21 protein-coding genes are annotated in these 25,437 nt (G+C 56.4%); 9 read left to right on the forward strand and 12 right to left on the reverse strand.

Features of this window, described 5'->3' with window-relative positions:
- Nucleotides 1–60 precede the first annotated feature (60 nt).
- Nucleotides 61–600 (forward strand): glycine zipper 2TM domain-containing protein, encoded by a 540-nt coding sequence (locus LBF07_RS19990; RefSeq protein WP_008500779.1) that lies wholly within the window; start codon nt 61–63, stop codon nt 598–600.
- A 60-nt stretch (nt 601–660) separates the two neighbouring features.
- On the opposite strand, the gene LBF07_RS19995 is transcribed toward LBF07_RS19990, so the two are convergent.
- Nucleotides 661–1,296: a TetR/AcrR family transcriptional regulator gene (locus LBF07_RS19995; RefSeq protein ID WP_029739866.1), complete on the reverse strand. Its 636-nt coding sequence runs from the start codon at nt 1,294–1,296 to the stop codon at nt 661–663.
- Between the two features lie 244 nt (nt 1,297–1,540).
- Between LBF07_RS19995 and bhsA the strand changes: the two genes are divergently transcribed.
- The gene (gene bhsA / locus LBF07_RS20000) at nt 1,541–1,798 is read left to right on the forward strand and encodes a multiple stress resistance protein BhsA (protein WP_023616599.1); all 258 of its coding nucleotides are present in this window, start codon (nt 1,541–1,543) and stop codon (nt 1,796–1,798) included.
- Between the two features lie 74 nt (nt 1,799–1,872).
- Here bhsA and LBF07_RS20005 read toward each other — a convergent pair whose 3' ends face one another.
- From LBF07_RS20005 to LBF07_RS20015, 3 genes are all read right to left on the reverse strand, one after another.
- Nucleotides 1,873–2,838: a L,D-transpeptidase family protein gene (locus LBF07_RS20005; RefSeq protein ID WP_029739865.1), complete on the reverse strand. Its 966-nt coding sequence runs from the start codon at nt 2,836–2,838 to the stop codon at nt 1,873–1,875.
- A 583-nt stretch (nt 2,839–3,421) separates the two neighbouring features.
- Nucleotides 3,422–6,868: a transcription-repair coupling factor gene (mfd, locus tag LBF07_RS20010; RefSeq protein WP_094935718.1), complete on the reverse strand. Its 3,447-nt coding sequence runs from the start codon at nt 6,866–6,868 to the stop codon at nt 3,422–3,424.
- A 149-nt stretch (nt 6,869–7,017) separates the two neighbouring features.
- Nucleotides 7,018–8,091, reverse strand: a complete 1,074-nt coding sequence (locus LBF07_RS20015; RefSeq protein WP_094935719.1) for an acyltransferase family protein — start codon at nt 8,089–8,091, stop codon at nt 7,018–7,020.
- Nucleotides 8,092–8,347: 256 nt separating this feature from the next.
- Between LBF07_RS20015 and lolC the strand changes: the two genes are divergently transcribed.
- Genes lolC through cobB form a run of 5 tightly spaced genes read left to right on the forward strand, consistent with a single transcriptional unit; the run spans nt 8,348 to nt 13,286 of the window.
- The gene (gene lolC / locus LBF07_RS20020; RefSeq protein ID WP_032668182.1) at nt 8,348–9,547 is read left to right on the forward strand and encodes a lipoprotein-releasing ABC transporter permease subunit LolC; all 1,200 of its coding nucleotides are present in this window, start codon (nt 8,348–8,350) and stop codon (nt 9,545–9,547) included.
- Entirely contained in the window at nt 9,540–10,241 is a 702-nt protein-coding gene (gene lolD, locus LBF07_RS20025; protein WP_094935720.1) for a lipoprotein-releasing ABC transporter ATP-binding protein LolD, read from the forward strand. The genes lolC and lolD overlap by 8 nt, the downstream gene beginning before the upstream one ends.
- Complete coding sequence (gene lolE, locus LBF07_RS20030; protein ID WP_032657985.1) at nt 10,241–11,485, forward strand: lipoprotein-releasing ABC transporter permease subunit LolE; 1,245 nt, start codon at nt 10,241–10,243, stop codon at nt 11,483–11,485. The genes lolD and lolE overlap by 1 nt, the downstream gene beginning before the upstream one ends.
- A gap of 53 nt (nt 11,486–11,538) precedes the next feature.
- Nucleotides 11,539–12,450, forward strand: coding sequence for an N-acetylglucosamine kinase (gene nagK / locus LBF07_RS20035; protein WP_094935721.1), 912 nt, complete (start codon nt 11,539–11,541; stop codon nt 12,448–12,450).
- A 14-nt stretch (nt 12,451–12,464) separates the two neighbouring features.
- A complete protein-coding gene (gene cobB, locus LBF07_RS20040; protein WP_045888802.1) occupies nt 12,465–13,286 on the forward strand; it encodes a Sir2 family NAD+-dependent deacetylase in 822 nt (273 codons plus the stop codon).
- Nucleotides 13,287–13,331: 45 nt separating this feature from the next.
- On the opposite strand, the gene LBF07_RS20045 is transcribed toward cobB, so the two are convergent.
- Nucleotides 13,332–15,263 (reverse strand): methyl-accepting chemotaxis protein, encoded by a 1,932-nt coding sequence (locus tag LBF07_RS20045; protein WP_094935722.1) that lies wholly within the window; start codon nt 15,261–15,263, stop codon nt 13,332–13,334.
- Nucleotides 15,264–15,499: 236 nt separating this feature from the next.
- Here LBF07_RS20045 and LBF07_RS20050 point away from each other — a divergent pair, with 236 nt between their 5' ends.
- Nucleotides 15,500–16,729, forward strand: a complete 1,230-nt coding sequence (locus tag LBF07_RS20050) for an EAL and HDOD domain-containing protein (protein WP_094935723.1) — start codon at nt 15,500–15,502, stop codon at nt 16,727–16,729.
- 46 nt (nt 16,730–16,775) lie between these two features.
- On the opposite strand, the gene potD is transcribed toward LBF07_RS20050, so the two are convergent.
- Genes potD through potA form a run of 4 tightly spaced genes read right to left on the reverse strand, consistent with a single transcriptional unit; the run spans nt 16,776 to nt 20,584 of the window.
- Nucleotides 16,776–17,810, reverse strand: a complete 1,035-nt coding sequence (potD, locus tag LBF07_RS20055) for a spermidine/putrescine ABC transporter substrate-binding protein PotD (RefSeq protein ID WP_094935724.1) — start codon at nt 17,808–17,810, stop codon at nt 16,776–16,778.
- Nucleotides 17,807–18,598 (reverse strand): spermidine/putrescine ABC transporter permease PotC, encoded by a 792-nt coding sequence (potC, locus tag LBF07_RS20060; protein ID WP_094935725.1) that lies wholly within the window; start codon nt 18,596–18,598, stop codon nt 17,807–17,809. The genes potD and potC overlap by 4 nt, the downstream gene beginning before the upstream one ends.
- Nucleotides 18,595–19,452 (reverse strand): spermidine/putrescine ABC transporter permease PotB, encoded by an 858-nt coding sequence (gene potB / locus LBF07_RS20065; RefSeq protein WP_033145229.1) that lies wholly within the window; start codon nt 19,450–19,452, stop codon nt 18,595–18,597. The genes potC and potB overlap by 4 nt, the downstream gene beginning before the upstream one ends.
- Nucleotides 19,436–20,584: a spermidine/putrescine ABC transporter ATP-binding protein PotA gene (gene potA / locus LBF07_RS20070; RefSeq protein WP_176690097.1), complete on the reverse strand. Its 1,149-nt coding sequence runs from the start codon at nt 20,582–20,584 to the stop codon at nt 19,436–19,438. Before potA ends, potB begins: the two co-directional genes overlap by 17 nt.
- Nucleotides 20,585–20,821: 237 nt before the next feature.
- On the opposite strand from potA, the gene pepT reads away from it, so the two are divergent.
- Nucleotides 20,822–22,045 carry a peptidase T gene (gene pepT / locus LBF07_RS20075; RefSeq protein WP_032665021.1) on the forward strand — a complete coding sequence of 408 codons (1,224 nt, stop codon included), beginning with the start codon at nt 20,822–20,824 and terminating at the stop codon, nt 22,043–22,045.
- Between the two features lie 41 nt (nt 22,046–22,086).
- Here pepT and LBF07_RS20080 read toward each other — a convergent pair whose 3' ends face one another.
- The 3 genes from LBF07_RS20080 to phoP all read right to left on the reverse strand — a co-directional run bounded on the left by LBF07_RS20080 (nt 22,087) and on the right by phoP (nt 25,435).
- On the reverse strand, nt 22,087–23,208 hold the full coding sequence (locus tag LBF07_RS20080) for a cupin domain-containing protein (protein WP_023311180.1): 1,122 nt from the start codon (nt 23,206–23,208) through the stop codon (nt 22,087–22,089).
- Between the two features lie 91 nt (nt 23,209–23,299).
- Nucleotides 23,300–24,763 carry a two-component system sensor histidine kinase PhoQ gene (gene phoQ / locus LBF07_RS20085; RefSeq protein WP_033145232.1) on the reverse strand — a complete coding sequence of 488 codons (1,464 nt, stop codon included), beginning with the start codon at nt 24,761–24,763 and terminating at the stop codon, nt 23,300–23,302.
- A complete protein-coding gene (gene phoP, locus LBF07_RS20090; RefSeq protein WP_028019015.1) occupies nt 24,764–25,435 on the reverse strand; it encodes a two-component system response regulator PhoP in 672 nt (223 codons plus the stop codon). It abuts the gene before it with no gap.
- Between the last annotated feature and the right edge of the window lie 2 nt (nt 25,436–25,437).

Consider the following 25,437-nt stretch of genomic DNA (forward strand, 5'->3'; position numbering starts at 1 on the left):
TTGGCGAAGCCGTGCCTCCATTGCAAAATTGTTACCAATAGCAACAAAGGAGGAAGTCCCGTGAATAAATCAATGTTGGCGGGTATAGGGATTGGCGTCGCGGCTGCGTTAGGTGTGGCTGCCGTTGCCAGTCTCAACGTATTAGATCGCGGCCCGCAGTATGCACAGGTGGTTTCTGCTACACCGATTAAAGAAACCGTAAAAACGCCTCGTCAGGAGTGCCGTAACGTCTCCGTGACGCACCGTCGTCCGGTGCAGGATGAAAACCGCATTGCCGGTTCTGTTCTGGGTGCGGTAGCGGGTGGCGTTATTGGTCACCAGTTTGGCGGCGGCCGGGGTAAAGACGTGGCGACCGTGGTCGGCGCGCTGGGTGGCGGCTATGCCGGTAACCAGGTGCAGGGCGCGATGCAGGATAATGATACCTACACCACGACTCAGCAACGCTGCAAAACCGTCTATGACAAGTCGGAAAAAATGCTGGGCTATGACGTGACGTACAAAATTGGCGATCAGCAGGGCAAAATCCGCATGGATAAAGACCCGGGCACGCAAATTCCACTGGATGGAAACGGCCAGCTGGTTCTGAATAACAAAGTGTAAAAAAGATGTTCTCTGAATTTAGCTCCTCATGCGCTCAGGCTGAGGAGCTTTTTTTTTGCTTCAGATTTTCAGTAGCTCAGGCCACAGCCGCAGCGTGGTTTCGCTAATATGCTGCAGTTTTTCCAGCGTGGCTCCTTCACGGGCGCTGATCGACATCCCCTGCAAAATACAGCTCAGGTATTGCGCCAGCAGCTGAGGGTTGCATTGCGCCGGGATTTCACCGCGCTGCTGGCGCTGAGCCAGAAATGCGCTGAGGGTCTCTTCCTGCATGGCATGCCGGGATTTCACCGTATTGGCAATCTCTTTAGAGGACGCCGCAAGGGTGGCAGAGGTGTTAATCATAAAGCAGCCCGCAGGCGTCTCTTTACTGGTAAAGCAGGTCGCGACGGCGGTGAAATAGTCCCGGAGCGCCTGTTCAACGCTTTTCTCTTCGCAGAACAGCTGGGCTTCGTGTTTCGCCGCAAAGCGCGAAATGTATCTGTCCAGCACCGCCCTGAACAGCCCCTCTTTATTAGTAAATTCGGCATACAGCGTCGGCGCTTTGGCTCCGGTGGCTTCTACCAGATCGGAAAGCGAGGTTGCTTCATACCCATGTTGCCAGAAGAGAGTCATGGCCTTATCAAGCGCTGCATCCCTGTCAAACACTTTTGGTCGGCCACGGCTTTTCTTCGCACAACTCGTGACATCGGTTGTCATTTGCCGTTGGTCCTCTGTTGGTTTGGTGAATGACCATTATAAAAATAAACGCAACCTACCACCAGTGCAGAATGCTTAAAAATAAATTAATCATATATCTATGAAAAATAACAATTTTAAAATTAAGTTAACGCTCGTTATAAAATTATGTTGACGCGTGACATGGATCACATTTATGATTTACCTATCGATCGTTAACTAAATGATTAACGACCTCCAAATTCATCTGCTAAAGGTAAACATCATGAAAAACGTAAAAACTCTCATCGCTGCCGCTGTCCTGAGTTCACTCTCTTTCGCAAGCTTTGCTGCTGTACAGGTGCAATCCACCCCTGCCGACCAGCATAAAGTCGGGACAATCTCTGCGTCTGCAGGTACTAACCTGGGTTCCCTGGAAGATCAGCTGGCGCAAAAAGCGCAAGAGATGGGTGCAAAATCTTACCGCATCACCTCAGTGACCGGTCCTAACACTCTGCACGGCACTGCGGTCATCTACAAATAAGCCGGGCATAAACCCTCATTTATGCCGCTGCAATAAAAACGCCCTGCTGAGCAGGGCGTTTTTTTATTTCCGATTTACATCGACTGCGGGACGACATCGTGATGCCGGGTGACATCGGTCGGCATGCCTGACCGGGCTTCCATCGCACGCTCCATCACCACGCTGTTGGTATTCGCATTCGTTTTGAAGCTTACCATCGCGGCATTCAGGTTGATGGGCAGCGTCTGCGGATCGTCACCAATGTTTTTCGATAACGGCTGATGTATCTCAACCAGCCGCACGCCGCCGGGCTCCTCTGAAACTTTAATCGGCGTATTGATAATATTCACTTTGGTTCCCGGCGTAACGACGTTAAACAGCGTTTTGATATCGTCATCGCGCAGACGAATACAGCCGGAGCTGACGCGCATGCCGATGCCAAAATCCGCATTCGTTCCGTGCAGCAGGTAGACGCCGCCGTATGCCGCCAGGCGGATCGCGTGGTGCCCCATCGGGTTATCCGGGCCTGCCGGAACCACAGCAGGAAGATCGATCCCCTGGGCCTTATAGCGGGCACGAATGTTCGCCGTTGGGGTCCAGGTTGGATTCGCGCGTTTATCCGAGACGGTGGTGACCATCGTCGGCGTCAGCGTGTCGCCGCCCAGCTGACCAATACCGATAGGGTAGACGGTGACTTCATTTTTACCCGGCGGGTAATAGTACAGACGCAGTTCGGCCAGGTTTATCACCATCCCCTCGCGCGGGGCGTCCGGCAGGATAGTCTGTAACGGGATGGTCAGTACGCTGCCCGCGCGCGGGACGTACGGGTCGACGCCGGGGTTCGCCTGCAGCAGGGCCAGAAAACCGACGTTATATTTTTTGGCAATCGCTTCCAGTGAACCACCATTATTTTCAACCACATGAAAGCGGTTTTCACCCACCACCTTGCTGCCGGGAGGGGGAAGGGGCCAGGTGTTTGCCCGAGCGGGAAGCGCAACCGCGACGGTGGCTGCCAGCGCAAACAGAGTCATCCAGCGAGTAAAACGCGAAGAGGTCATCATCACCATAATCCATGTAAATGATAAGGTTATTGTTTTGTAAGGCGTTAAACATAATTATGGCGAATGGGTGTGTCGGGAAGATCGGGTGAAGTGCAAAGAGTTTGTAAATTGTCCCCCGTAGCGCCGGGCTAACAGGGGGAAGGGATCCCCATAAAATAATGCCTGAACGGACGACCCTCTCTCCCTTGAGGGAGAGGGTTGGGGTGAGGGGGAACATACGGCTCTGGTGGTCATTCCGTTCACTTCATGTTCCTTGCTACTCTTTAACGACATAACCGGTGAACGAGCCAGGGTGGCTCAATCGCCACCACCCTGGTGACCCGGGCTCCCGGCAGTAAATCGCCGCTTCGCGGTGCCCTCGGCTTATTCCTTCCGGCTTATCGGGGACGGGCGGAGGCAACGTCCATGTAAAGCCCGCCCTCCCGGCGCATCCCTGCGCCTCGCCCCGGCCTGCAAGGAAACGCCTCAGCGATTTACAGCCGGACCAGGGGGGCGCTGTAAGCTGTTCATTCCCGGAAGCAACTTTCATCGCTTCCGGTTAATAAACTACATGAAACTCCTCAGCTAACAGGGGGAAGGGAGGTTATGCGATCGCGTTCTCTTCCAGCTGGCGCATAAAGTTACGCACCCAGTCCATACGGGTTTTGCGCTCCGTCAGTTCCTGGGTAAATTTGAGACGTGTTGGACCATCCAGACGGAAATGCTGCGGCTGTTTTTGCAGCAGGCCGATCAGCCACATCGGGTTGACGTGATTCTTCTCGGCGAATTCAATCACGCCGCCTTTTTCATTGCCTTCAAGCTTGCGGATCCCCAACTTTTGCGCCTGCTGGCGCAGCCTCGCGATATCCAGCAAATTTCTCGCCGGATCGGGCAGCAGACCAAAGCGGTCAATCAGCTCCACCTTGATCTCTTCCAGCTCGTTCTCCTTCTTCGCGCTGGCGATGCGCTTGTAGAACGACAGTCGGGTATTCACGTCCGGAATAAAATCGTCCGGCAGCAGGGAAGGCATACGCAGCTCGACCTCAGTCTGCTGGCTGGTGAGATCTTCCAGCGACGGCTCGCGTCCGGCCTTCAGGGCATCAACCGCGTTCTCCAGCAGCTCCATATAGAGCGAGAAGCCGATGGTCTCCATGGAGCCGCTCTGGTCTTCACCCAGCAGTTCGCCGGCACCGCGGATCTCGAGATCGTGCGTCGCCAGCGCAAAGCCAGCGCCCAGGTCTTCCAGCGAGGCGATGGCTTCCAGACGCTTTTGCGCGTCGGTGGTCATCGCTTTCGGATGCGGCGTCAGTAGCCAGGCGTAGGCCTGATGGTGCGAACGCCCGACGCGGCCGCGCAGCTGGTGAAGCTGCGCCAGACCAAAGTGATCCGCACGCTCAATGATGATGGTGTTCGCCGTCGGAATGTCGATCCCGGTCTCAATGATGGTGGTGCACACCAGCACGTTAAAGCGCTGGTGGTGGAAGTCGTTCATTACCCGTTCCAGCTCGCGCTCGCGCATCTGCCCGTGACCGATAGCGATGCGCGCTTCCGGCACCAGCTCCGCCAGCCTGTCCGCGGCTTTCTGGATGTTTTCCACGTCATTGTAGAGGTAGTAGACCTGACCTCCGCGCAGCACTTCACGCAGAATGGCCTCCCGCACCACCAGATTATCGTACTCGCGAACAAAGGTTTTCACCGCCAGACGGCGCGCCGGCGGCGTGGCAATAATCGACAGATCGCGCATGCCGCTCATCGCCATGTTGAGGGTTCGCGGGATTGGCGTTGCGGTCAGGGTGAGGATATCGACGTCGGCGCGCATCGCTTTGATTCGCTCTTTATGACGCACCCCGAAGCGGTGCTCTTCGTCGACGATCAGCAGCCCCAGATCTTTCCACTTCACGTCGCTTTGCAGCAGCTTGTGGGTGCCGATCAGAATATCGATTTTGCCTTCGCTGGCCTGTTCGAGGATCTGCGTCTGTTCTTTGGTGCTGCGAAAACGCGAGAGCATCTCGATACGTACCGGCCAGTTGGCGAAACGGTCGCGGAAGTTATCGAAGTGCTGCTGAGCGAGCAGGGTGGTCGGCACCAGCACCGCCACCTGCTTGTTGTTTTCCACCGCAAGGAAGGCGGCGCGCATCGCCACTTCGGTTTTGCCGAAGCCGACGTCGCCGCAGACTAAGCGGTCCATGGCCAGCGGCTGGCACATGTCGCTCAGCACGGCGTTGATGGCCTGGGCCTGATCCGGCGTGGTTTCAAACGGGAAGCTGTCGCAGAACAGCTGGTACTGTTCTTTATCGTGCTTAAAGGCGAAGCCCTGTTTGGCCGCGCGCTGGGCGTAGATATCCAGCAGCTCGGCCGCCACGTCGCGCACTTTTTCCGCCGCCTTCTGGCGCGCGCGCGCCCAGGCGTCGCCGCCCAGCTTGTGCAGCGGCGCATTCTCTTCGGCGCCGCCCGCGTAGCGGCTGATCAGATGCAGAGAGGAGACCGGGACATACAGTTTGGCGTCGTTGGCGTAGGTGAGCATCAGGTATTCACCTTTGATGCCGCCCGCTTCCAGCGTGGTCATCCCCTGATAGCGCCCAACGCCGTGTTCCAGGTGAACAATCGGCTGGCCAGGATGAAGCTCGGCCAGGTTACGGATCAGCGTGTCCGGGTTGATGGTCCGACGGCTGTCCTGACGGCGGCGCGCGACGCGCTCGCCCAGCAGGTCGCTTTCGCAAATCAGCGCCAGGTTGTTGAGCGTGTCGATGAACCCGTGCTCGGCGGCACCAATCATCAGATAACGACCGTTTCCGGTCGCTTCGCTCAGACGCAGGATGCGCTTCGGCGCCACCTTAATGCGTCCCAGCAGCTCACCTAACGCTTCGCGGCGGCCTTCACTCTCAACGGAGAACACCACCGGGCCGGTGAAGGACTCCAGGAACTTGCGCAGATTATCCAGCGGGGATTTCTGCTGCGCCTGAACGGCCAGGTCCGGCAGCGTCCGGAAGGCGAGGTTGGTATTGGCGGCCTTGTCGGCAAGCGAATCGGTTTTCAGCTGCATGCGCGGCCAGCGCTTCAGCTCGGCGTTGAGCTCGTCGGTGCGCAGCCACAGCGCTTCCGGCGGCAGCAGCGGACGCATTGGGTCAACGCCACGGTTTTCAAAACGGGCGCGGGTTTCGCTTTCAAAGCGGCTGGCGCTGGCGTCGATATCCCCGGTGTTGACAATCAGCGTGTTCGCCGGGAAGTAGCTGAACAGGGCAGGCAGCGGCTCGTTGAAGAACAGCGGCTGCCAGTATTCGATCCCGGCTGGAAGCGTGCCTTTACTGACCTGCTGATAAATATGTTCCGCGTCGCGCTTCACCTCGAACTTATCGCGCCACTGGCTGCGGAACAGCTCGATAGCGGTTTTGTCCGTGGGGAACTCATGCGCGGGCAGTAAATTGATCGACTCGACTTCCTCCAGCGTGCGCTGCGTGTCGGCGTCGAATACGCGCAGGCTGTCGATTTCATCATCAAAGAAATCCAGACGATACGGCTGGTCGCTGCCCATCGGGTAAAGGTCAAGCAGCGCGCCGCGGGTCGCGTATTCCCCGTGCTCCATCACCTGGTCGACGTGGCGATAGCCGGCACCGTCAAGCTGCGCGCGCAGGGCATCACGGGAGAGGCGCTGGCCTTTTTTCATCACCAGCGCGTGACCGTGCAGATAGCTGTGCGGACAGACGCGCTGCATCAGGGTGTTCACCGGCACAATCAGCACGCCGCGCTGCATGGTCGGCAGCTGATAGAGCGTCGACAGGCGCGAGGAGATGATCTCCTGATGCGGAGAGAAGCTGTCATACGGCAGCGTCTCCCAGTCGGCCAGGCTGAATACCAGGCTATCGGTGAACTGGCGAATTTCGTCGTGCAGGCGCAGGGCGTTTTGCATATCCGGGGCAACCAGAATCACCGGGCCTGGGTGACGCTCGGCGATTTCCGCCACCAGCGTGGCGCACGCCGCGCCCGTGAGTTCACCCAGCTGGCGCTGGTCGCCCGCTTTGACAGGCAAGGAATAACGATAGTGTTCAAGCATGGCTATGTCAGAGTCTCTTATGGATATACCAACAGTATTGGGGCATATCACTGATACGCAATGTCTTTATTATCCTCGATCGTTTTACATAAGCAAATCGTAACCGCACGGCGGGGCTAAACGCCCCCGAAACGGGGGCGGAGAGGGCATTAACGCGTTGAAGGTGACAGGGGCAGCGTAGACGGAGGAGAGAAGAAAACGTCTCCAAAAAGCGCGGTGGAGATTTTACGCACTCCGAGCCCGGCAAGGGTACAGATAAGCAGGCTGGCAAACGGGTAGACCAGCATCAGGGTGAGCTCTGCCCAGACCGGCCAAGAGGCGGCATTCATTTCGCCAATCAGGAACAGGCTAAAGGCCTCAATCAGGATGCGGTGGGTGGTATAAATCGCAATGGTATTGGAGCCAATCACATTCAGCAGATTGTTCGGGTTAACGGCGTAGCGCTGCTCAAGGCTGTAGAATAGCTTCATGATCAGCACAATCGACAGCAATGAGAGCAGCAGCGGAACGTTAGCAAACCACAGCACCACGGAGACGGCGGCGAAAGCCCCGGTTGCCAGCCAGATGCGGCGCAGGTTGACGCTTTTCATCCACGCCATCAGCGCTGCGCCATACCACGCCCCGAGGCTGTAGTAGATCATGTTGCGGACCACGCTGTTCATCCCCCACCACGGCAGCGGCATGAAGTTAATCGCGATGCTCGCCAGCGCCAGCAGTCCCAGAACCGGCAGCTTCCAGCGGCTCAGCAGTTTACACAGCGTGAAGTAGACCACCAGGGCATACAGATACCACAGGCTGGTGCTGGCGGTGATCATCCCCAGCACAAAGCCTGAGAACGAGTCGGCGTAGGCCGCGTTCGACGCGGTGGCAAGCTCACGCTCGGGCGCCAGCCAGGCGTTCAGGTGGGTCAACGCCTGCCATTGCAGGACGCCCCACAGCGCCAGGACCCAGACAATGCTCCAGATCCGCTTGTCGAGACTGGTTCGCCAGTCCACTTCGTCAATATAACGACGGATCAGATAGCCGGAGATAAAGAAGAAGACCGGCATACGAAACGGTGCGAGATAGAGGTTAAAATAGACCCAGCATTTGGCGAGAAGGCCGGAGAGCGGGTGTTGTAGCCCGATCAGATGCGGATAAAACGTGATAACCGAATGATAGATAACCACCAGGCAGATACACAGCCCTTTTATCTGGTTAATCCATAATGCTTTTTGCTTCATTATTCGCCACTACCTTATTGCCATAAACGAACGAGCAATTGTTGTAAAACGAAGCCGGGATGTAATGGGTAACAGTCTGTATCCGGTGGTTTTTCGGAAAAGGTGGAGGTTGCGAGGTGAGTATTCAGACAATAGCACTCTGATTTATCTGAATTTTTCGGAAGAATGATTACCAAAGCTTACTGTTTCAGTCATTTACGCTTAAAGGATTCGCTTATATACTCGTGGGTCTGCTATCAGCAAACAGACGGATTTCATGTATCAACCTGTCGCACTCTTCATAGGCTTACGTTACATGCGTGGGCGCGCCGCGGACCGCTTCGGTCGCTTTGTCTCCTGGCTTTCGACTATTGGCATTACGCTTGGCGTGATGGCACTGGTGACGGTACTTTCCGTCATGAATGGCTTTGAGCGCGAGCTGCAAAACAACATCCTGGGGCTGATGCCGCAGGCCGTTCTCTCATCATCCAACGGTTCGGTTAACCCGCAACAGCTGCCGGAAAGCGCGGCGAAGTTACAGGGCGTCACGCGCGTCGCGCCGTTGACGACCGGCGACGTGGTGCTGCAAAGCGCCCGCAGCGTGGCGGTCGGCGTGATGCTGGGTATCGACCCGGCGCAAAACGATCCGCTGACGCCGTATCTGGTTAACGTGAAGCAGACCGATCTGGAAGCCGGGAAATACAACGTGATTCTGGGTGAACAGCTTGCCGGACAGCTTGGCGTCAACCGCGGTGACCAGCTGCGCGTGATGGTACCTTCTGCCAGCCAGTTTACGCCGATGGGGCGCCTGCCAAGCCAGCGCCTGTTCAACGTGATTGGTACCTTTGCAGCCAACAGCGAAGTCGATGGTTACCAGATGCTGGTTAACATTCAGGACGCTTCACGCCTGATGCGCTACCCTGCAGGGAATATCACCGGCTGGCGCCTGTGGCTCGACGCGCCGCTGAAGGTCGATACCCTCAGCCAGCAAAAACTGCCGGACGGCACCAAATGGCAGGACTGGCGCGAGCGTAAAGGCGAACTGTTCCAGGCCGTGCGGATGGAAAAAAATATGATGGGGCTGCTGCTGAGCCTGATCGTGGCCGTGGCTGCATTTAACATCATTACCTCGCTGGGCCTGATGGTGATGGAGAAGCAGGGCGAAGTCGCCATTCTGCAAACCCAGGGGCTCACGCCGCGCCAGATCATGGCGGTGTTTATGGTGCAGGGGGCCAGCGCAGGCATCATCGGCGCGCTGCTCGGCGCCGTACTGGGGGCCTTGCTTGCCAGCCAGCTTAATAACTTAATGCCGATCATCGGCGCGCTGCTCGACGGCGCGGCGCTGCCGGTGGCTATCGAGCCGCTGCAGGTGGTCGGTATTGCGCTGGCCGCGATGGCCATTGCGCTGCTTTCTACGCTTTATCCTTCCTGGCGCGCTGCCGCCACTCAACCCGCTGAGGCTTTACGTTATGAATAAGATCCTGTTGCAATGCGACAACCTGTCCAAACGCTATCAGGAAGGCACTGTGCAAACCGACGTGCTGCACAATGTGAGCTTCAACGTGGGCGAAGGCGAGATGATGGCGATTGTTGGCAGCTCCGGCTCGGGCAAAAGTACGCTGCTGCACCTGCTGGGCGGGCTGGATACGCCAACCGAGGGCGACGTGATTTTCTCCGGCCAGCCGATGAGCAAAATGTCCTCCGCGGCGAAGGCCGAGCTGCGCAACCGCGAGCTGGGCTTTATCTACCAGTTCCACCACCTGCTGCCGGATTTCACGGCGCTGGAAAACGTGGCGATGCCGCTGCTGATTGGCAAAAAGAAACCGGCAGAAATTAACGCCCGCGCCAGCGACATGCTGAAAGCGGTAGGGCTGGGCCATCGCGGTAACCATCGTCCCTCTGAGCTTTCCGGCGGCGAGCGCCAGCGCGTGGCGATTGCCCGCGCGCTGGTCAACAACCCGCGTCTGGTGCTGGCGGATGAGCCTACCGGTAACCTGGATGCCCGCAATGCGGACAGTATTTTCCAGCTTCTGGGCGAGCTGAACGCCTCGCAGGGCACCGCGTTTCTGGTCGTAACCCACGATCTGCAGCTGGCAAAACGCATGGGGCGTCAGCTTGAGATGCGCGACGGCCATCTGAACGCGGAACTGACCCTGATGGGAGCAGAGTAATGGCGTCACCGTTATCGTTACTCATCGGTTTACGTTTTAGCCGCGGCCGCCGTCGCGGCGGCATGGTGTCGCTGATCTCCGTCATCTCGACCATCGGTATTGCGCTCGGTGTGGCGGTGCTGATTGTCGGCTTGAGCGCCATGAACGGCTTTGAGCGCGAGCTGAATAACCGCATTCTGGCGGTAGTGCCGCACGGGGAGATCGAGCCGGTTAACCAGCCGTGGACGAACTGGAGCGATGCGCTCGCCAAAGTCGAAAAGGTGCCGGGCATTGCCGCGGCCGCGCCCTACATTAACTTTACCGGGCTGGTGGAGAGCGGGGTAAACCTGCGCGCCATTCAGGTAAAGGGGGTTAACCCCGCCCAGGAAGCGCGTCTCAGCGCGCTGCCAAACTATGTGCAGAACGGCGCGTGGGCCAACTTTAAGGCCGGCGAGCAGCAGATCATCATGGGTAAAGGCGTGGCCGATGCCCTGAAGGTGAAGCAGGGCGACTGGGTGTCGATCATGATCCCGAACGCCAGCGCCGACCACAAACTGCAGCAGCCTAAGCGCGTGCGCCTGCACGTCACCGGTATTCTTCAGCTGAGCGGTCAGCTTGACCATAGCTTTGCGATGGTGCCGATGGAGGATGCGCGCCAGTATCTCGACATGGCCGACAGCGTGACGGGCATTGCCATTAAGGTGAACGACGTCTTTAACGCCAACAAACTGGTTCGCGACGCGGGCAGCGTGACCAATAACTATGTCTACATCAAAAGCTGGATCGGCACTTACGGCTATATGTACCGTGATATCCAGATGATCCGCGCCATCATGTATCTGGCGATGGTGCTGGTGATTGGTGTCGCGTGCTTTAATATCGTCTCGACGCTGGTGATGGCGGTCAAGGACAAGAGCGGCGACATCGCCGTGCTGCGTACGCTGGGGGCGAAAGACGGTCTTATTCGCGCCATCTTCGTCTGGTACGGTTTGCTGGCGGGGCTGTTCGGTAGCCTGTGCGGCGTGGTGATTGGCGTGGTGGTTTCCCTGCAGCTGACGCCGATTATCAACGGGATCGAAAAGCTTATTGGTCACCAGTTCCTGTCGGGTGATATCTACTTTATTGACTTCCTGCCGTCGGAACTGCACTGGCTGGACGTTTTTTATGTGCTGGTTACAGCACTTTTACTGAGTCTGCTGGCAAGCTGGTATCCGGCGCGTCGCGCAAGCCGAATTGATCCGGCGAGGGTATTAAGTGGCCAGTAATTACGTCATGATCTAGCGGCTTTCGGGCCGCCAGGTTAAAAGAGGAATGCGTTATGTATTACGGATTTGATATTGGCGGCACCAAGATTGCGCTCGGCGTGTTTGATAAAGACCTCAGGCTACAGTGGGAAACCCGCGTTCCCACGCCGCGCGAAAGCTACGACGAATTTTTAACCGCGATTGCCGCGCTGGTGGCTCAGGCCGATGAACGCTTTGGCGTGAAAGGCAGCGTCGGCATCGGCATTCCGGGTATGCCCGAAACCGACGACGGCACGCTGTATGCCGCCAACGTGCCTGCCGCCAGCGGTAAATCGCTCCGCGCCGATCTCTCTGCCCTCCTTGAACGCGACGTGCGTTTAGACAATGATGCTAACTGCTTTGCGCTCTCCGAAGCCTGGGACGATGAGTTCCGTCAGTATCCGCTGGTGATGGGGCTGATCCTCGGCACCGGCGTCGGCGGGGGAATTGTGATCAACGGGAAGCCAATCACCGGGCGCAGCTACATCACCGGCGAGTTTGGTCATATCCGTCTCCCGGTGGATGCCCTGGAAGTCGTGGGGCGCGATTTCCCGCTGACCCGCTGCGGCTGCGGCCAGCACGGCTGTATTGAGAACACCCTCTCCGGTCGCGGGTTTGCATGGCTTTACGAACACTTCTATCATCAGAAACTTGAGGCCCCTCAAATCATTACCCTGTGGGAGCAAGGGGATGCGCAGGCGTGCGAGCACGTCGAGCGTTATCTGGATCTGCTGGCGGTGTGTCTGGGAAATATTCTCACCATCGTCGACCCGGATCTGCTGGTGATCGGGGGAGGGCTGTCAAACTTTACCGCGATTACGGAACGTTTGTCCGGGCGTTTGCCCCGACATTTATTGCCGGTTGCCCGTGTGCCGCGTATTGAACGCGCGCGACACGGGGACGCAGGAGGCATGCGCGGAGCCGCATTCCTTCATCTCACCGATTAGTTTACGAGGTTTCTATGCTGTCGCGTCGCCAGGGTCGACTCAGCCGTTTTCGCAAAAACAAACGCCGCTTGCGTGAGCGCTTGCGCCAGCGGATTTTTTTCAGAGACAGAATAATGCCAGAAGCGATGGATAAACCCAGAGTGGTGGTGCTGACCGGGGCGGGGATCTCCGCCGAGTCAGGAATTCGAACCTTCCGCGCGGCGGACGGGCTGTGGGAAGAGCACCGCGTGGAGGATGTAGCCACGCCGGAAGGCTTTGCCCGCGATCCGGATCTCGTCCAGGCGTTTTACAACGCCCGCCGTCGTCAGCTTCAGCAGCCTGACGTCGCGCCGAATGCGGCGCATCTGGCGCTGGCGAAGCTCGAAGAGGCGCTCGGCGATCGTTTTCTGCTGGTGACGCAGAATATCGATAACCTGCACGAGCGGGCCGGTAACAAGAACATCATCCACATGCACGGCGAGCTGCTCAAGGTTCGCTGCGCCTGGAGCGGTCAGGTGCTGGACTGGCAAGAGGACGTGCTGCCTGAGGATAAGTGCCACTGCTGCCAGTTCCCGTCGCGCCTGCGTCCGCACGTGGTCTGGTTCGGTGAAATGCCGCTGGGAATGGATGATATCTACAGCGCGCTGGCGATGGCCGACGTGTTTATCGCCATCGGCACATCCGGTCATGTTTATCCGGCGGCGGGATTTGTCCACGAAGCGCGACTGCACGGTGCGCATACGGTAGAACTCAATCTTGAGCCAAGCCAGGTGGGCAGCGAGTTTGAAGAGAAACACTACGGTCTGGCAAGCACGGTCGTCCCGGAGTTTGTCGACAAGCTGCTGAAAGGGCTATAACGGCAATCGCGTGAAAAGGCACCCGTCCAGCGGGTGCCTTTTTATTTATGAATGGAAGAACGCCAGCGTCTTCTCGAGCGATTTAGCCTGCTCATCCAGCGAGAGCGCCGCCGCAGAGATCTGCTGAACCAGAGAGGCGTTCTGCTGGGTCGTGCTGTCCATCTGGTTAACGGCGGTGCTGACCTGGCTAATCCCGCGATTTTGCTCGTCCAGCGCCTGAACGATATCGTTGATGACCAGATGCACATGCGACACCGCTTCAATCACCTGTTTCATCATCACCCCGGTTTCATTGACCAGCTCAACGCCTTTGCTGACGCGCCCTGAGGACTCGGCAATCAGCTGAGAGATCTCTTTTGCCGCGTTAGCGCTTCGCTGGGCAAGATTGCGCACTTCCCCAGCGACTACCGCGAAACCGCGCCCCTGTTCGCCAGCCCGTGCCGCTTCAACGGCAGCATTCAGCGCCAGGATATTGGTCTGGAAGGCGATGCCGTCGACGATGCTGTTAATCTCGCCGATCTTACGCGCGCTCTCATCAATTTCCCCAATCACCACGACCACGTCGTTCACCAGCGTTTCGCCATGCCCGGCGAGGCTCGCGGCGCGATCGGTCAGCGTGGTCGCCTTGTGGGCGTTGTCGGCGTTATTCTTCACCGTGACCGAAATCTCTTCCATGCTGGCTGCCGTTTCAACAATCGCAGCCGCCTGTTCCTCGGTTCGCGAGGCGAGGTCCAGGTTGCCCGCCGAAATTTCGCTGGTGCCGCCGTGTACGGAGTGGCTGGCTTCGCTGATATTGTCGACGATGCGCTTGAGCTGCATCTGCATGGTGTGCAGGGCATAAAAAATGCTGTGGGTATCTCCGGAACGCACCGGGATGGTGTTGTTCAGATCTCCCCTGGCAACGGCCAGAGCGATCCCGGCGGCCTCCGAAGGTTCGCCCCCAACCGGACGGTCAACTTTGCGGGTGAAGATCTGTGCCATGACCAGGCTAACCGCCACGATGCTTAACACCATCATGATGATGGCTTTCAGTAAAAATGCGCGCGCTTCGGCCATCACTTCGCTGACCGGCGTGATAATGGCGAGTTTCCACGGCGTCTGGCTGTTACCGACGGCGATGTCCTGCCAGGTGATGAACACGTCCTCCTTCAGCAGCGGATCGTTGATGCGGGTGACGTCATGACCGGCAATCTGACCGGCGTAAGGCTTGCCCGCCGCGCGCTGGTCCGGGCTGGACACTACGTTATTACCCGCTGAGAGGAGCAGGGCATAGCCCGTGCCGTTCCACGGTTTAATCGCGCCGATCGTCGACTGCAGCGTGGCGAGAGAGAAGTCAGAGGTGACCGAGCCCAGAAACTGACCGTCACGCATGATGGGGGCGGCAATCGAGGTGAGCATCACGTCCACGCCGTTGTAGGGATAGATATAGGGCTCGATGATCACATCTTTATGGCGTTGTTTCGGCAGCAGATAATAATCGCCGCTGCCGGGCATTTCGATATCCGTCAGCAGGTGTAATGCCGGTTTGCCGGTGGCGTCCCGGTCAACGTAGCGGGCGTAGCGCCCGGCAGGATCTTCACCGCTTTGACCGGCCCAGACGGCATCTTTATCGTCGAACGCGTTAGGCTCAAAGGCCATCGACATGGAGAGAAACTGCGGGTGAGCCGAAAGGTAGTGGATGAGCAGCTGGTTCAGGCTCTGGCGATCGGTTACGCCCGCCTCGCGCAGCGCCAGGGCGCTGTTGCCCATATCCCGGGCGGCAGTCAGGGCAGAATCCAGCTGTTTACTGACCTGCAACGCTTGCACCTCGGCAATCTGGCGGATATGCTTTTTGGCCAGAACCTCCTGCTGGGCCATCCACTGCCACATCATAAACCCGATCGTTGCCGTAAAGCCCACCGTTACGGTGAGGAAAATGGACAATAGCATCAACGTCTTGACTCTTATTTTTTTTCTTTGGACCACGGCGTCTTTCATTCTCATCTCCCGTAATATCGTGCATGTCGGGCAGGCACATATTCCTTATCGGATATTTTCTTTTCTTTCTGTAGAGCGCCAGGGATATTTAATTTAAATTTTGATTTGTAAATCCAGTTAATTAGTGTGGATGCTTTTATTTTGTGCATTCAATCAAAATAGTGCTCGATAAAGCTCGTTATCGTCGTGTAGAAAGAGGATGCTAATAAATATAAAGTTGTAGAGGAGGATGGGATATGTACGGATTTATTGCGCGACAACCCATTTTTAACCCTGAGATGAAGACGGTGGCCTATGAGCTGCTCTTCAGAGATGGGATGACAAACCGTTTTCCGGATGTGTCGGCGGAATATGCCACCTCCAGGATGATATCAGATCAGTTTTTATGCGTGCCGTCCCAGCGCATCGCCGGGGCACATACGTCGTTTATTAATTTCCCTTCGCGGATGGTCATAGACCGCAGTGGAGAAGCGCTGGATAAAGAGAGCGTGGTCATTGAGATCCTGGAAGATGCTGTGCCGGGAGCGGAGCTGTTGCAGGCCGTCAGGGAGATGAGTGCGGATGGTTATCAGTTTGCGCTTGATGATTTCACCCTTGCTCCAGAATGGGATGCTTTTTTACCCTATATTTCAATACTGAAATTTGACGTCAGAAATTATACCTTAGCGCAAATTAAACAGTATCTGAAAGAGCGTAAACATTTAACCGGGCATATTAAATATCTCGCTGAAAAAATTGAGACTAAAGAGGAATTCAGCCAATACAGGGAAGAGGGATTCTCGCTGTTTCAGGGCTATTTTTTCTGCCGTCCGGAGGTCATTAAATATAAACGGCTATCGCAAAATCAGCTGGCAATTTTTCGGCTGCAAATGGAGGTCGGACGCAATAAACCCGATTTTCGGATCGTCGAGTCGTTGATTAAAACCGATCTCACGCTGTCCTATAAGATTATGCGCTACATGAAGCACACCGCATTTAAACATATCGGTGCCTGTAATTTCAGCAAGTTAACCCTGAGCGAAGTCCTCAGATACCTCGGGGAAAACCAGCTGAGACGGTTTGTTGCCGTCGTGGTCCTCGCCAGTGCGGGCAATGACACCGTCAGCGAGCTTTACCCGCTGAGCATGATGCGCGGCAAGTTCTGCGAGCTGATCGCAGAGACGATGAACGAACCGACGCTGGCTGAAAATGCATTCATGTGCGGCCTGTTTTCTCTGCTCGATACCCTCCTCGAACAGCCGATGGCCGAGTTGATGAAGCAAATTGCGGTCCCGCAGAGCGTGAGCAATGCCCTGTGCCATCAGGAGGGACGGTTAGCCGATATGGTGAGCCTGTGCCGATACTATGAACAGCAGCAGTGGGACGAGGCGACCCGGGTTCGTCAGGCGCTGGGTCTGTCGGATGAGGATGTGGTTGAGGCGATGAGAAAGGCGACAATTTGGGCAGGGGAGAATGCGGTCAGTTAATCCTCCTCACGCCGCACGTACGGCGTGAGGAAGAACGCGATACCGTTTATCGGCCCGCTTTTAATTTCTGGTAATACTCTTCGTAGAGGCGGCTGGCGTCACCGACATCGTTCTGCCATTCACCTTTGCTGATGGTTTCGGCATCCGGATAGAGCGATTTATCGTTAGCCACTTCAGGCTTCAGCAGCCTGCGTGCGGCGAGGTTTGGCGTGGGGTAGCCAATCGTCTCGGCAACCTGTTTCGCCACGTCCGGGCGCAGCAGGAAGTTAATCAGCTTGTGCGCCCCTTCAACGTTTTTCGCGTTGGCGGGGATCGCAAGGCTGTCCATCCAGAAGATCCCGCCTTCTTTCGGCCAGACCACCTCAAGCGGCGTACCGGCCTGGCGGGCGACATACGCGGAGCCGTTCCACACCATCCCCAGGTTCACTTCGCCTTCCATATACGGGTTTGCCGGGTTATCAGAGTTGAACGCCGCCACGTTAGGCATCAGCTTTTTCAGCTCGTTATACGCCGCTTCAATCTCTTTGGGGTCCGTCGTGTTGCCCGAGTAGCCCAGCTTGCGCAGCGCGACCTGGAACACCTCACGCGCGTCGTCGGTTAACAGCAGGCTACCCTTGTATTCCGGTTTCCACAGGTCGGCCCAGCTTGTCACTGTTTTCGGATCGACGGCATCGCTATTCACGCCAATCGCGGTTGCTCCCCAGATGTACGGAATGGAGTAGTCGTTATTGGGGTCGAACGGCTTGTTGAGCATCTCTGGATCGAGGTTTGAAAAATTGGTTAGCTTCGTTTTGTCGATCTTCTGGATCATGCCCTCTTTGCGCATTTTGTCGACAAAGTAGGTGGAAGGCACGACCAGATCGTATGCGCCGTCTTTGTAGGTTTTCAGCTTGGCGTACATGGTTTCATTCGACTCGTAGGTCGAGTAGATAACCTTGATGCCCGTCTCCTTCGTGAACTGTTCCAGCAGGCCCGGCGGCACGTACTCGGTCCAGTTGTAGAAGTAGAGCGTTTTGCTGTCATCAGCGTGCGCGGTACCCATGCCAAGCACCAGTGCCGCAGCGGCGAGCATTTTTTTCATTTCATTGTCCCCTGAGATTTTGTTTTATCACGAGCAATAACCTGGCTGGCGATCACCAGAACCAGCGAAAACACCAGCAGAATGGTCGCCAGCGCGTTCACCTCCGGTGAGACGCCGACTTTCACCATTGAATAGATCTTCAACGGCAGAATTTCATAGCTCGGACCGGTGACGAAGGAGGACACGACCACGTCATCCATCGACAGGGTGAAGCTAAGTAGCCATCCGGCCGCCACGGCGGGCATCGCCAGCGGCAGGATGATTTTGCGCAGGATGATCGTCTCGCTGGCGCCCAAATCTTTCGCCGCCTCCAGCATGCGCACGTCGAACCCTTTCAGGCGCGCGAAGACGGTCACCACCACAAACGGCAGGCAGAAGGTGATATGTGAGAACAGCAGCGACCAGAAGCCAAGCTTTACGCCCAGCAGCATAAACAGCACCAGCAGCGAAATGGCCATCACGATGTCCGGCGACATCATCACCACAAACAGCATGCCGCTGACGAACGGTTTGCCGCGAAAGCGATAGCGGTACAGCGCCACGGCGGTGAGCGAGCCAATCAGCGTCGCGAAGGTGGCGGAGAAGATCGCCATCGTCAGCGAGTGCTGAGCGGCCTGCAGGAGGCTATCGTTGTTCATCAGCAGGCTGTACCAGCTGGTGGTAAAACCCTGCCAGTTAATCCCGAAGCGTGAGCTGTTAAACGAGTTCACGATCAAAATAACGATCGGGATATAGAGATAGGCATAAATGGCGGTCATAAAACCGCCGCGAAGCAGTCGACCGATCATTCGAGTTCCACCTTTTTATTCAGCAAGCGTGAGGCGCGCCAGTAGACCAGCAGCATCAGGCCCATGATCACCGTCAGCGTAATGCTGGTCGCGGAGCCGAACGGCCAGTCGCGGATGTTCAGGAACTGGCTCTTGATCACGTTACCGATCAGCAGGTTTTTCGCGCCGCCCATCAGATCCGACACGTAGAACAAGCCCATCGCCGGGAGCATTACCAGCAGACAGCCCGCGATAATGCCGGGCATGGTCAGCGGGATAATAATGCGGATGAAGGTCTGCAGCTTGTTAGCTCCCAGATCTTTTGCCGCCTCCAGCAGCGGTTTATCCAGCTTCTCGATGCTGGAGTAGAGCGGCATCACCATAAACGGCAGCAGGATATAGACCAGGCCGACAATCACCGCGCTCGGGGTAAACATGATGCGGATCGGCGTATCAATCACCCCCAGCCACAGCAGAAACTCGTTGAGATAGCCTTTAGTGCTAAGGAAGATTTTCAGCCCGTAGATGCGGATTAACGAGTTGGTCCAGAAGGGAACAATCAGTAAAAACAGCAGCAGGGGTCGCACCTTTTGCGGCAGGCCCGCGAGGAACCATGCGAAAGGATACCCCAGCACCAGACAGGCAAGGGTGGCAATCAGCGCCATGTTGAGCGAGTGCAGCAGCACGTCAAAATAGAGCGGATCGAGCAGGCGCGCGTAGTTGTCCAGCGTAAAGACCAGCGAAACGAAGCTAGCGTCGTCGCGGGTCAGAAAGCTGGTGGCAACGATCATCAGGTTGGGCAAAAAGACAAACAGCACAAGCCAACCGACGATCGTGGCGATCACCACATTCTGGAATTTACTTGTGTTCTTCATCAGCCAGCACAACCTCCCAGCTTTCTACCCAGTTGATAACCATTTTCTGGTCGAGAGAGTGGTCGAAGTCAGGGTCGTCTTCGTTAAAGAACTCGCTGACCATCACCATCTTGCCGTTCTCCAGCTCGACAACGGACTCCAGCGTCATCCCTTTGTAGTTGCGCTCGCGGATATAGCCGATTAACCCTTCAGCCTCGGTATTGCCGTGAATTTCATCGACGCGCAGATCTTCCGGGCGCAGAAGAACGTTGAGCTTTTGTCCCTTTTCGACGGGGAAATTCACCGTGATATTGCACTCGCGTCCTTCGACGCTGGCGCGCACGCGCTGGTCGTCCAGACGCTCAATCACCGTGGCGTCGAAGATATTGATCTCGCCAATGAAGCTGGCGACAAACAGATTCTTCGGCTCTTCGTAGATTTCGCGCGGCGTGCCGTCCTGCTCGATTTTGCCGTCGCGCATTACCACGATGCGGTCGGACATAGTCAGAGCCTCTTCCTGATCGTGGGTGACGAAGACAAAGGTAATGCCGAGCTTGCGCTGCAGGGCTTTAAGCTCGTTCTGCATCTGCTTGCGCAGCTTGTAATCCAGCGCGGAGAGGGATTCATCCAGCAGGAGCAGGCGCGGCTTGTTGACCACGGCGCGGGCGATGGCCACGCGCTGCTGCTGGCCGCCGGAAAGCTGATTGGGTTTACGCTGGGCAAACGTCTCAAGCTGCACCATGCGCAGGGCGTCGATGACGCGCGGTTCGATCTCATTCGCCGGCGTTTTTTGCATCCGCAGGCCAAACGCCACGTTTTCAAACACGGTCATGTGCGGGAACAGGGCGTAGCTCTGAAAGACGGTGTTGACGTGGCGGTCTTCGGCAGGAACTTGGGTGATGTCCTGGTTTTCAAGATGGATATGGCCGTTATCGACGCTTTCCAGCCCGGCGATAAGGCGCAGTACGGTTGTTTTGCCGCAGCCCGAGGGGCCAAGCAGCGTCAGAAACTCACCGTCATTGATGGTCAGAGTGAGGTCGGAAATAACGTCTTTACCATCAAAACTTTTACGAATTCGTTCCAGTTGCACCAGCGGTGAACGTGAACGGGATTGTGTATTCAATTTTTGCGCTGTCCCATATAGACGCCTCAGGCAGCAGACTGAAGCGGGGTTTGTGTGTAACCACCTTGGTGACTCGTAATGAGGGCGGACATTCTACGGCAATCCCCTGCGATCGCCAAACCTTGTCACTGATTCATAAGCTACATTTACTAACGCATAACCATATAAACGGAAAATATTCTCGTTTGCGGGATAAAAGTGACCTGACGCAATATTTGCGTTTTGATGCTTACTGATAATGTTGTCACGAAAAGTGAGGGTGACTGCATGGATAAATTACTTGAGCGTTTTTTACAGTACGTTTCGCTGGATACCCAATCTAAGCCGGGTGTTCGCCAGGTGCCGAGCACCGAAGGCCAGTGGAAGTTATTAAACCTGCTTAAAGAGCAGCTTGACGCCATGGGGCTGGTCAACGTCACGTTAAGCGAAAAAGGCACTGTGATGGCAACGCTGCCGGCGAATGTCCAGGGGGATATTCCGGCGATTGGCTTTATCTCCCATGTCGACACCTCTCCGGATTTTAGCGGTAAACATGTGAACCCGCAGATTGTGGAAAACTACCGCGGCGGCGATATTGCGCTGGGCATTGGCGACGAGGTGCTCTCGCCGGTGATGTTCCCGGTACTGCACCAGCTGCTGGGCCAGACGCTGATCACCACCGACGGTAAAACGCTGCTGGGGGCGGATGACAAGGCGGGCATTGCGGAAATTATGACGGCGCTGGCGGTGCTGAAGGGCAAAAATATCCCGCACGGGGATATCCGCGTGGCCTTTACGCCGGATGAAGAGGTCGGCAAGGGCGCGAAGCACTTCGACGTGGAAGCTTTTAACGCGCAGTGGGCCTATACCGTCGACGGCGGCGGCGTCGGTGAACTGGAGTATGAAAACTTCAATGCCGCGTCCGTCACGATCAAAATTGTCGGCAACAACGTTCATCCCGGTTCGGCGAAAGGCGTTATGGTGAACGCGCTGTCGCTGGCGTCCAGAATTCATGCAGAAGTCCCGGCGGAAGAGAGCCCTGAACAGACCGAAGGGTATGAAGGTTTCTATCACCTGACCAGCATCAAAGGCACCGTGGACAGCGCGCAGATGCACTACATCATCCGCGATTTCGACCGCAAAGCCTTTGAGGCGCGCAAGCGTAAGATGATGGAGATCGCCAAGAAGGTCGGTAAAGGGTTACACCCTGATTGCTATATTGAGCTGATCATTGAAGACAGCTATTATAACATGCGCGAGAAGGTGATGGCGCATCCGCATATTCTCGATATCGCCCAGCAGGCGATGCGCGACTGCGATATTGAACCTCAGCTGAAGCCGATTCGCGGCGGCACCGACGGTTCTCAGCTGTCGTTTATGGGGCTGCCGTGCCCGAACCTGTTTACCGGTGGCTACAACTACCATGGCAAGCATGAGTTTGTGACGCTCGAAGGAATGGAAAAAGCGGTGAAGGTGATAGTGCGGATAGCGGAGTTGACCGCGAAGCGGTAAGAAAAGCCCGGTGGCGAAGCGCCACCGGGAATTAAGGCGACTCAGTCCTCAAAGAACCAGTACCCGCTGTTGACCAGCGCGGCGAGCATCGCGAGGAAGGAAGGATCTTCCAGCGCATCGCCAAAGGTGTCGGCAGTCAGCACCAGATGGCTGGCAATGGCTTCCAGCGCCGGACGGTGCGGAGAGTCCAGCTTCTCGCCGTTGACGAACACCTCTTCACCAATGCGCAGCACGCGCAACCCGCCCAGACGCGTCAGCTTGTCGCCCTGCTGAAGCGCATCATAAATCTCGTCAGCCTGATAAGGTGGCTCCGGCGGCGCAACGTCCAGCTCATGACGAGACTGGCTGATAAACTCACCAAACCACTGTTTGAAATGTTCCGGCTCGTTGATCAAATCCAGCATCATGCCGCGAAGCTTATCGAGTTCTTCTGGCAGAATATCCGCCGGATGCTCGCGCGCAGGCACATCAGGGTCGCTGTAACGATAGCTGCCCAGCTCGCGTTGCAGAACATAGTCGGCAAATCCGCTGATCATCTCGCGGCCGCTCGGCGCGCGGAACCCCACGGAGTAGTTGAGTGAGTTTTCCAGGGAGTAGCCTTCGTGAGGGAATCCCGGCGGAATGTAGAGAATATCACCCGGCTCCAGCTCTTCGTCGATAATCCCTTCAAACGGGTCAACCTGCAGCAGGTCCGGATGCGGGCAGTGCTGCTTCATTGGCACTTTTTCACCCACGCGCCAGCGGCGGCGGCCCGTACCCTGAATGATGAACACGTCGTACTGGTCAAGATGCGGACCTACGCCGCCGCCCGGCACGGAGAAGGAGATCATCAGATCGTCCATGCGCCAGTCGGGCAGGGCGCGGAACGGACGCATTAGCGCGGCAGTCGGCTCGTGCCAGTGGTTGACCGCCTGCACCAGCAGCGACCAGTTGTTTTCACCGAGGTGATCGTAGCTCTCGAAAGGACCGTGGCTAACCTGCCATTTCCCGTCCTGGTGGCTCACCAGACGGCTGTCGACTTCGTTTTCCATGGCCAGACCTGCCAGCTCGTCAGGCGAGATAGGGTCGACAAAATTGCTGAATCCGCGTTTCAGAACCACCGGGCGTTTTTGCCAGTAACGTTCAATAAACTCGGGCCAGTTAAGCGTTAAGTGATAATCCATATATTTTTATTCCGCAGGCTCTTACTGACTCGGATTATAACGGAAGCTCAGCCCCCCGGCTGCGAGATCCTCGCATTTTTCACATAACGGGTTAACTATCGTTCAATGTGGGCTGCTGGCGGCCAAAAATAACCTCCATTCTGGCGCCGCCCAGCAGGCTTTCGCTGGTTTCGATTTTCCCGTCGTACTGGTCGACAATCTCACGGGCGACGGCTAACCCGACGCCCTGGCCAGGACGTAGCGTATCGGCGCGCTGACCGCGATCGAACACCACATCGCGTTTATTTCGAGGGATCCCTGGGCCATCATCCTCAACGATAATATGCAGTTCGGTTTCCGTCTGACGCGCAGACACTTCCACGAACTCCAGACAGTATTTGCAGGCGTTATCCAGCAGGTTACCCATCACTTCCATGAAGTCATTTTTTTCACCCACAAAGCTTATCTCTGGCGAGATATCGAGGCTGATGTTCACCCCTTTACGCTGATACACCTTGTTGAGGGCGGACGTGAGGTTATCCAGAAGCGGGGCTACCGGGTGCAGCTCGCGGCTCAGAAGCGCGCTGCCGGAACGCATGCTGGCGCGGTGCAGGTAATAGCCAATTTGCTGTGAAATACGGCTGATCTGTTCCAGCATCACCGGCTCGGCATCATCGACGCTCAGCTTCGAACTGCGCATTGAACGCAGGGTACTTTGCATGACGGCCAGCGGTGTTTTCAGGCTGTGGGTCAGGTCGGTAAGGGTGGTACGGTATTTATCGTAGCGTTCGCGTTCACTTTTCAGCAGGCGGTTGAGGTTACGCACCAGGCTGGTGAGCTCACGGGTGGTTTCCGGGTTCAGCTTCTCGCGATGATGTTCTTCCAGCTCACGAACCTCTTTCGCCAGTGACTCAATGGGGCGCAAGCTCCACCACGCCGCTACCCACAGCAGCGGGATCACCAGCAGGAGATTCGCAGCCAGAACGTAGATGAACCAGCTCCAGACCATATAAGAACGCTTCAGCTCGACCGGAATGGTGTCGATCACCACGATGGTCAGCTGCGGCATGTTCAGCGTCGCCGGATAGAGGTTAATCGCGACGGAGTGCGTCATCTCCGTTTCGGCGTTGTCGGCGCGGATCTCGTTCAGCTTTTGCTGCAGGGAGCGATCTTCACGGATCAGCGAGCTGGTGGTGTTGAGATCGGCTTCAATTTCATGAAACCCGTTGGTTTTGAGCCAGTCCGGACGAATGCTTTTAACCAGCCAGGGGATATCACGCTGCGCCCACAGTAATTTCCCTTTTTCGTTATAAATCAGGGCCAGCGTTGGGCTCTGCTGGTTGAGGTTTTCCGGCATTTCGACGGTGATTCGGTTATTTTCCCATTTCGCCAGGGTATAAAACAGATTGCTTTCGCCGCGTAACAGTCGAAAGGTGGTTTTATCAAAGCTGACGCTGTAGCCCACCAGGGCGACCATGCCGTAGGAGAGCGACAGCACCAGCACGACGGCGGCTGTTGCCAGTAAGAAACGAACCCGCAGCGAGAGGGGCAGAATGTGGCGTAAAATCCCTCTCATTTAGCGTAATTCGAACAGGTAGCCCTGGCCACGGACGGTGGTAATCACATCCTGCGGATACTGCGCCTGAATTTTCTTACGCAAACGTCCCATCAGCACGTCAATGGTATGGCTCTCGCGCAGTTCAGCATCAGGATAAAGCTGGAGCATTAAGGAATCTTTGCTCACCACTTTGCCATTGTTACGGATCAGCGTTTCCATAATGGTGTATTCGAAGGCGGTGAGCTTAATCACTTCATCATTGATTGCTAATTCCCGGCGGGAGAGATCGACCTGGAATGGTGGGATGGAAATAACCTGTGAAGCCAGCCCGCTGTTGCGGCGTAACAGCGCCTGCATGCGCGCCGCCACCTCTTCAATATGAAACGGCTTGGTGACGTAATCGTCTGCACCCGCGCTGAGCACTTCGACCTTATCCTGCCAGCCTTCACGGGCGGTCAGAACCAGAACCGGCAGGGAGACATCGTGGCTGCGCCAGCGGCGAATTAACGACAGACCGTCTTCGTCAGGCAACCCTAAATCGACAATGGCGATATCCGGCAGGTGTTCATTGAGATAATAATCGGCTTCTTTTGCATCTTCAGCATCGTCCACCTGATGTCCCATCTCCTGAAGCTGAACCTTCAGGTGATGGCGTAGCAATGCGTTATCCTCAACAACCAGTACGCGCATCA

Source organism: Enterobacter cloacae complex sp. ECL352 (genome assembly GCF_020149545.1).
Lineage (GTDB): Bacteria > Pseudomonadota > Gammaproteobacteria > Enterobacterales > Enterobacteriaceae > Enterobacter > Enterobacter asburiae_B.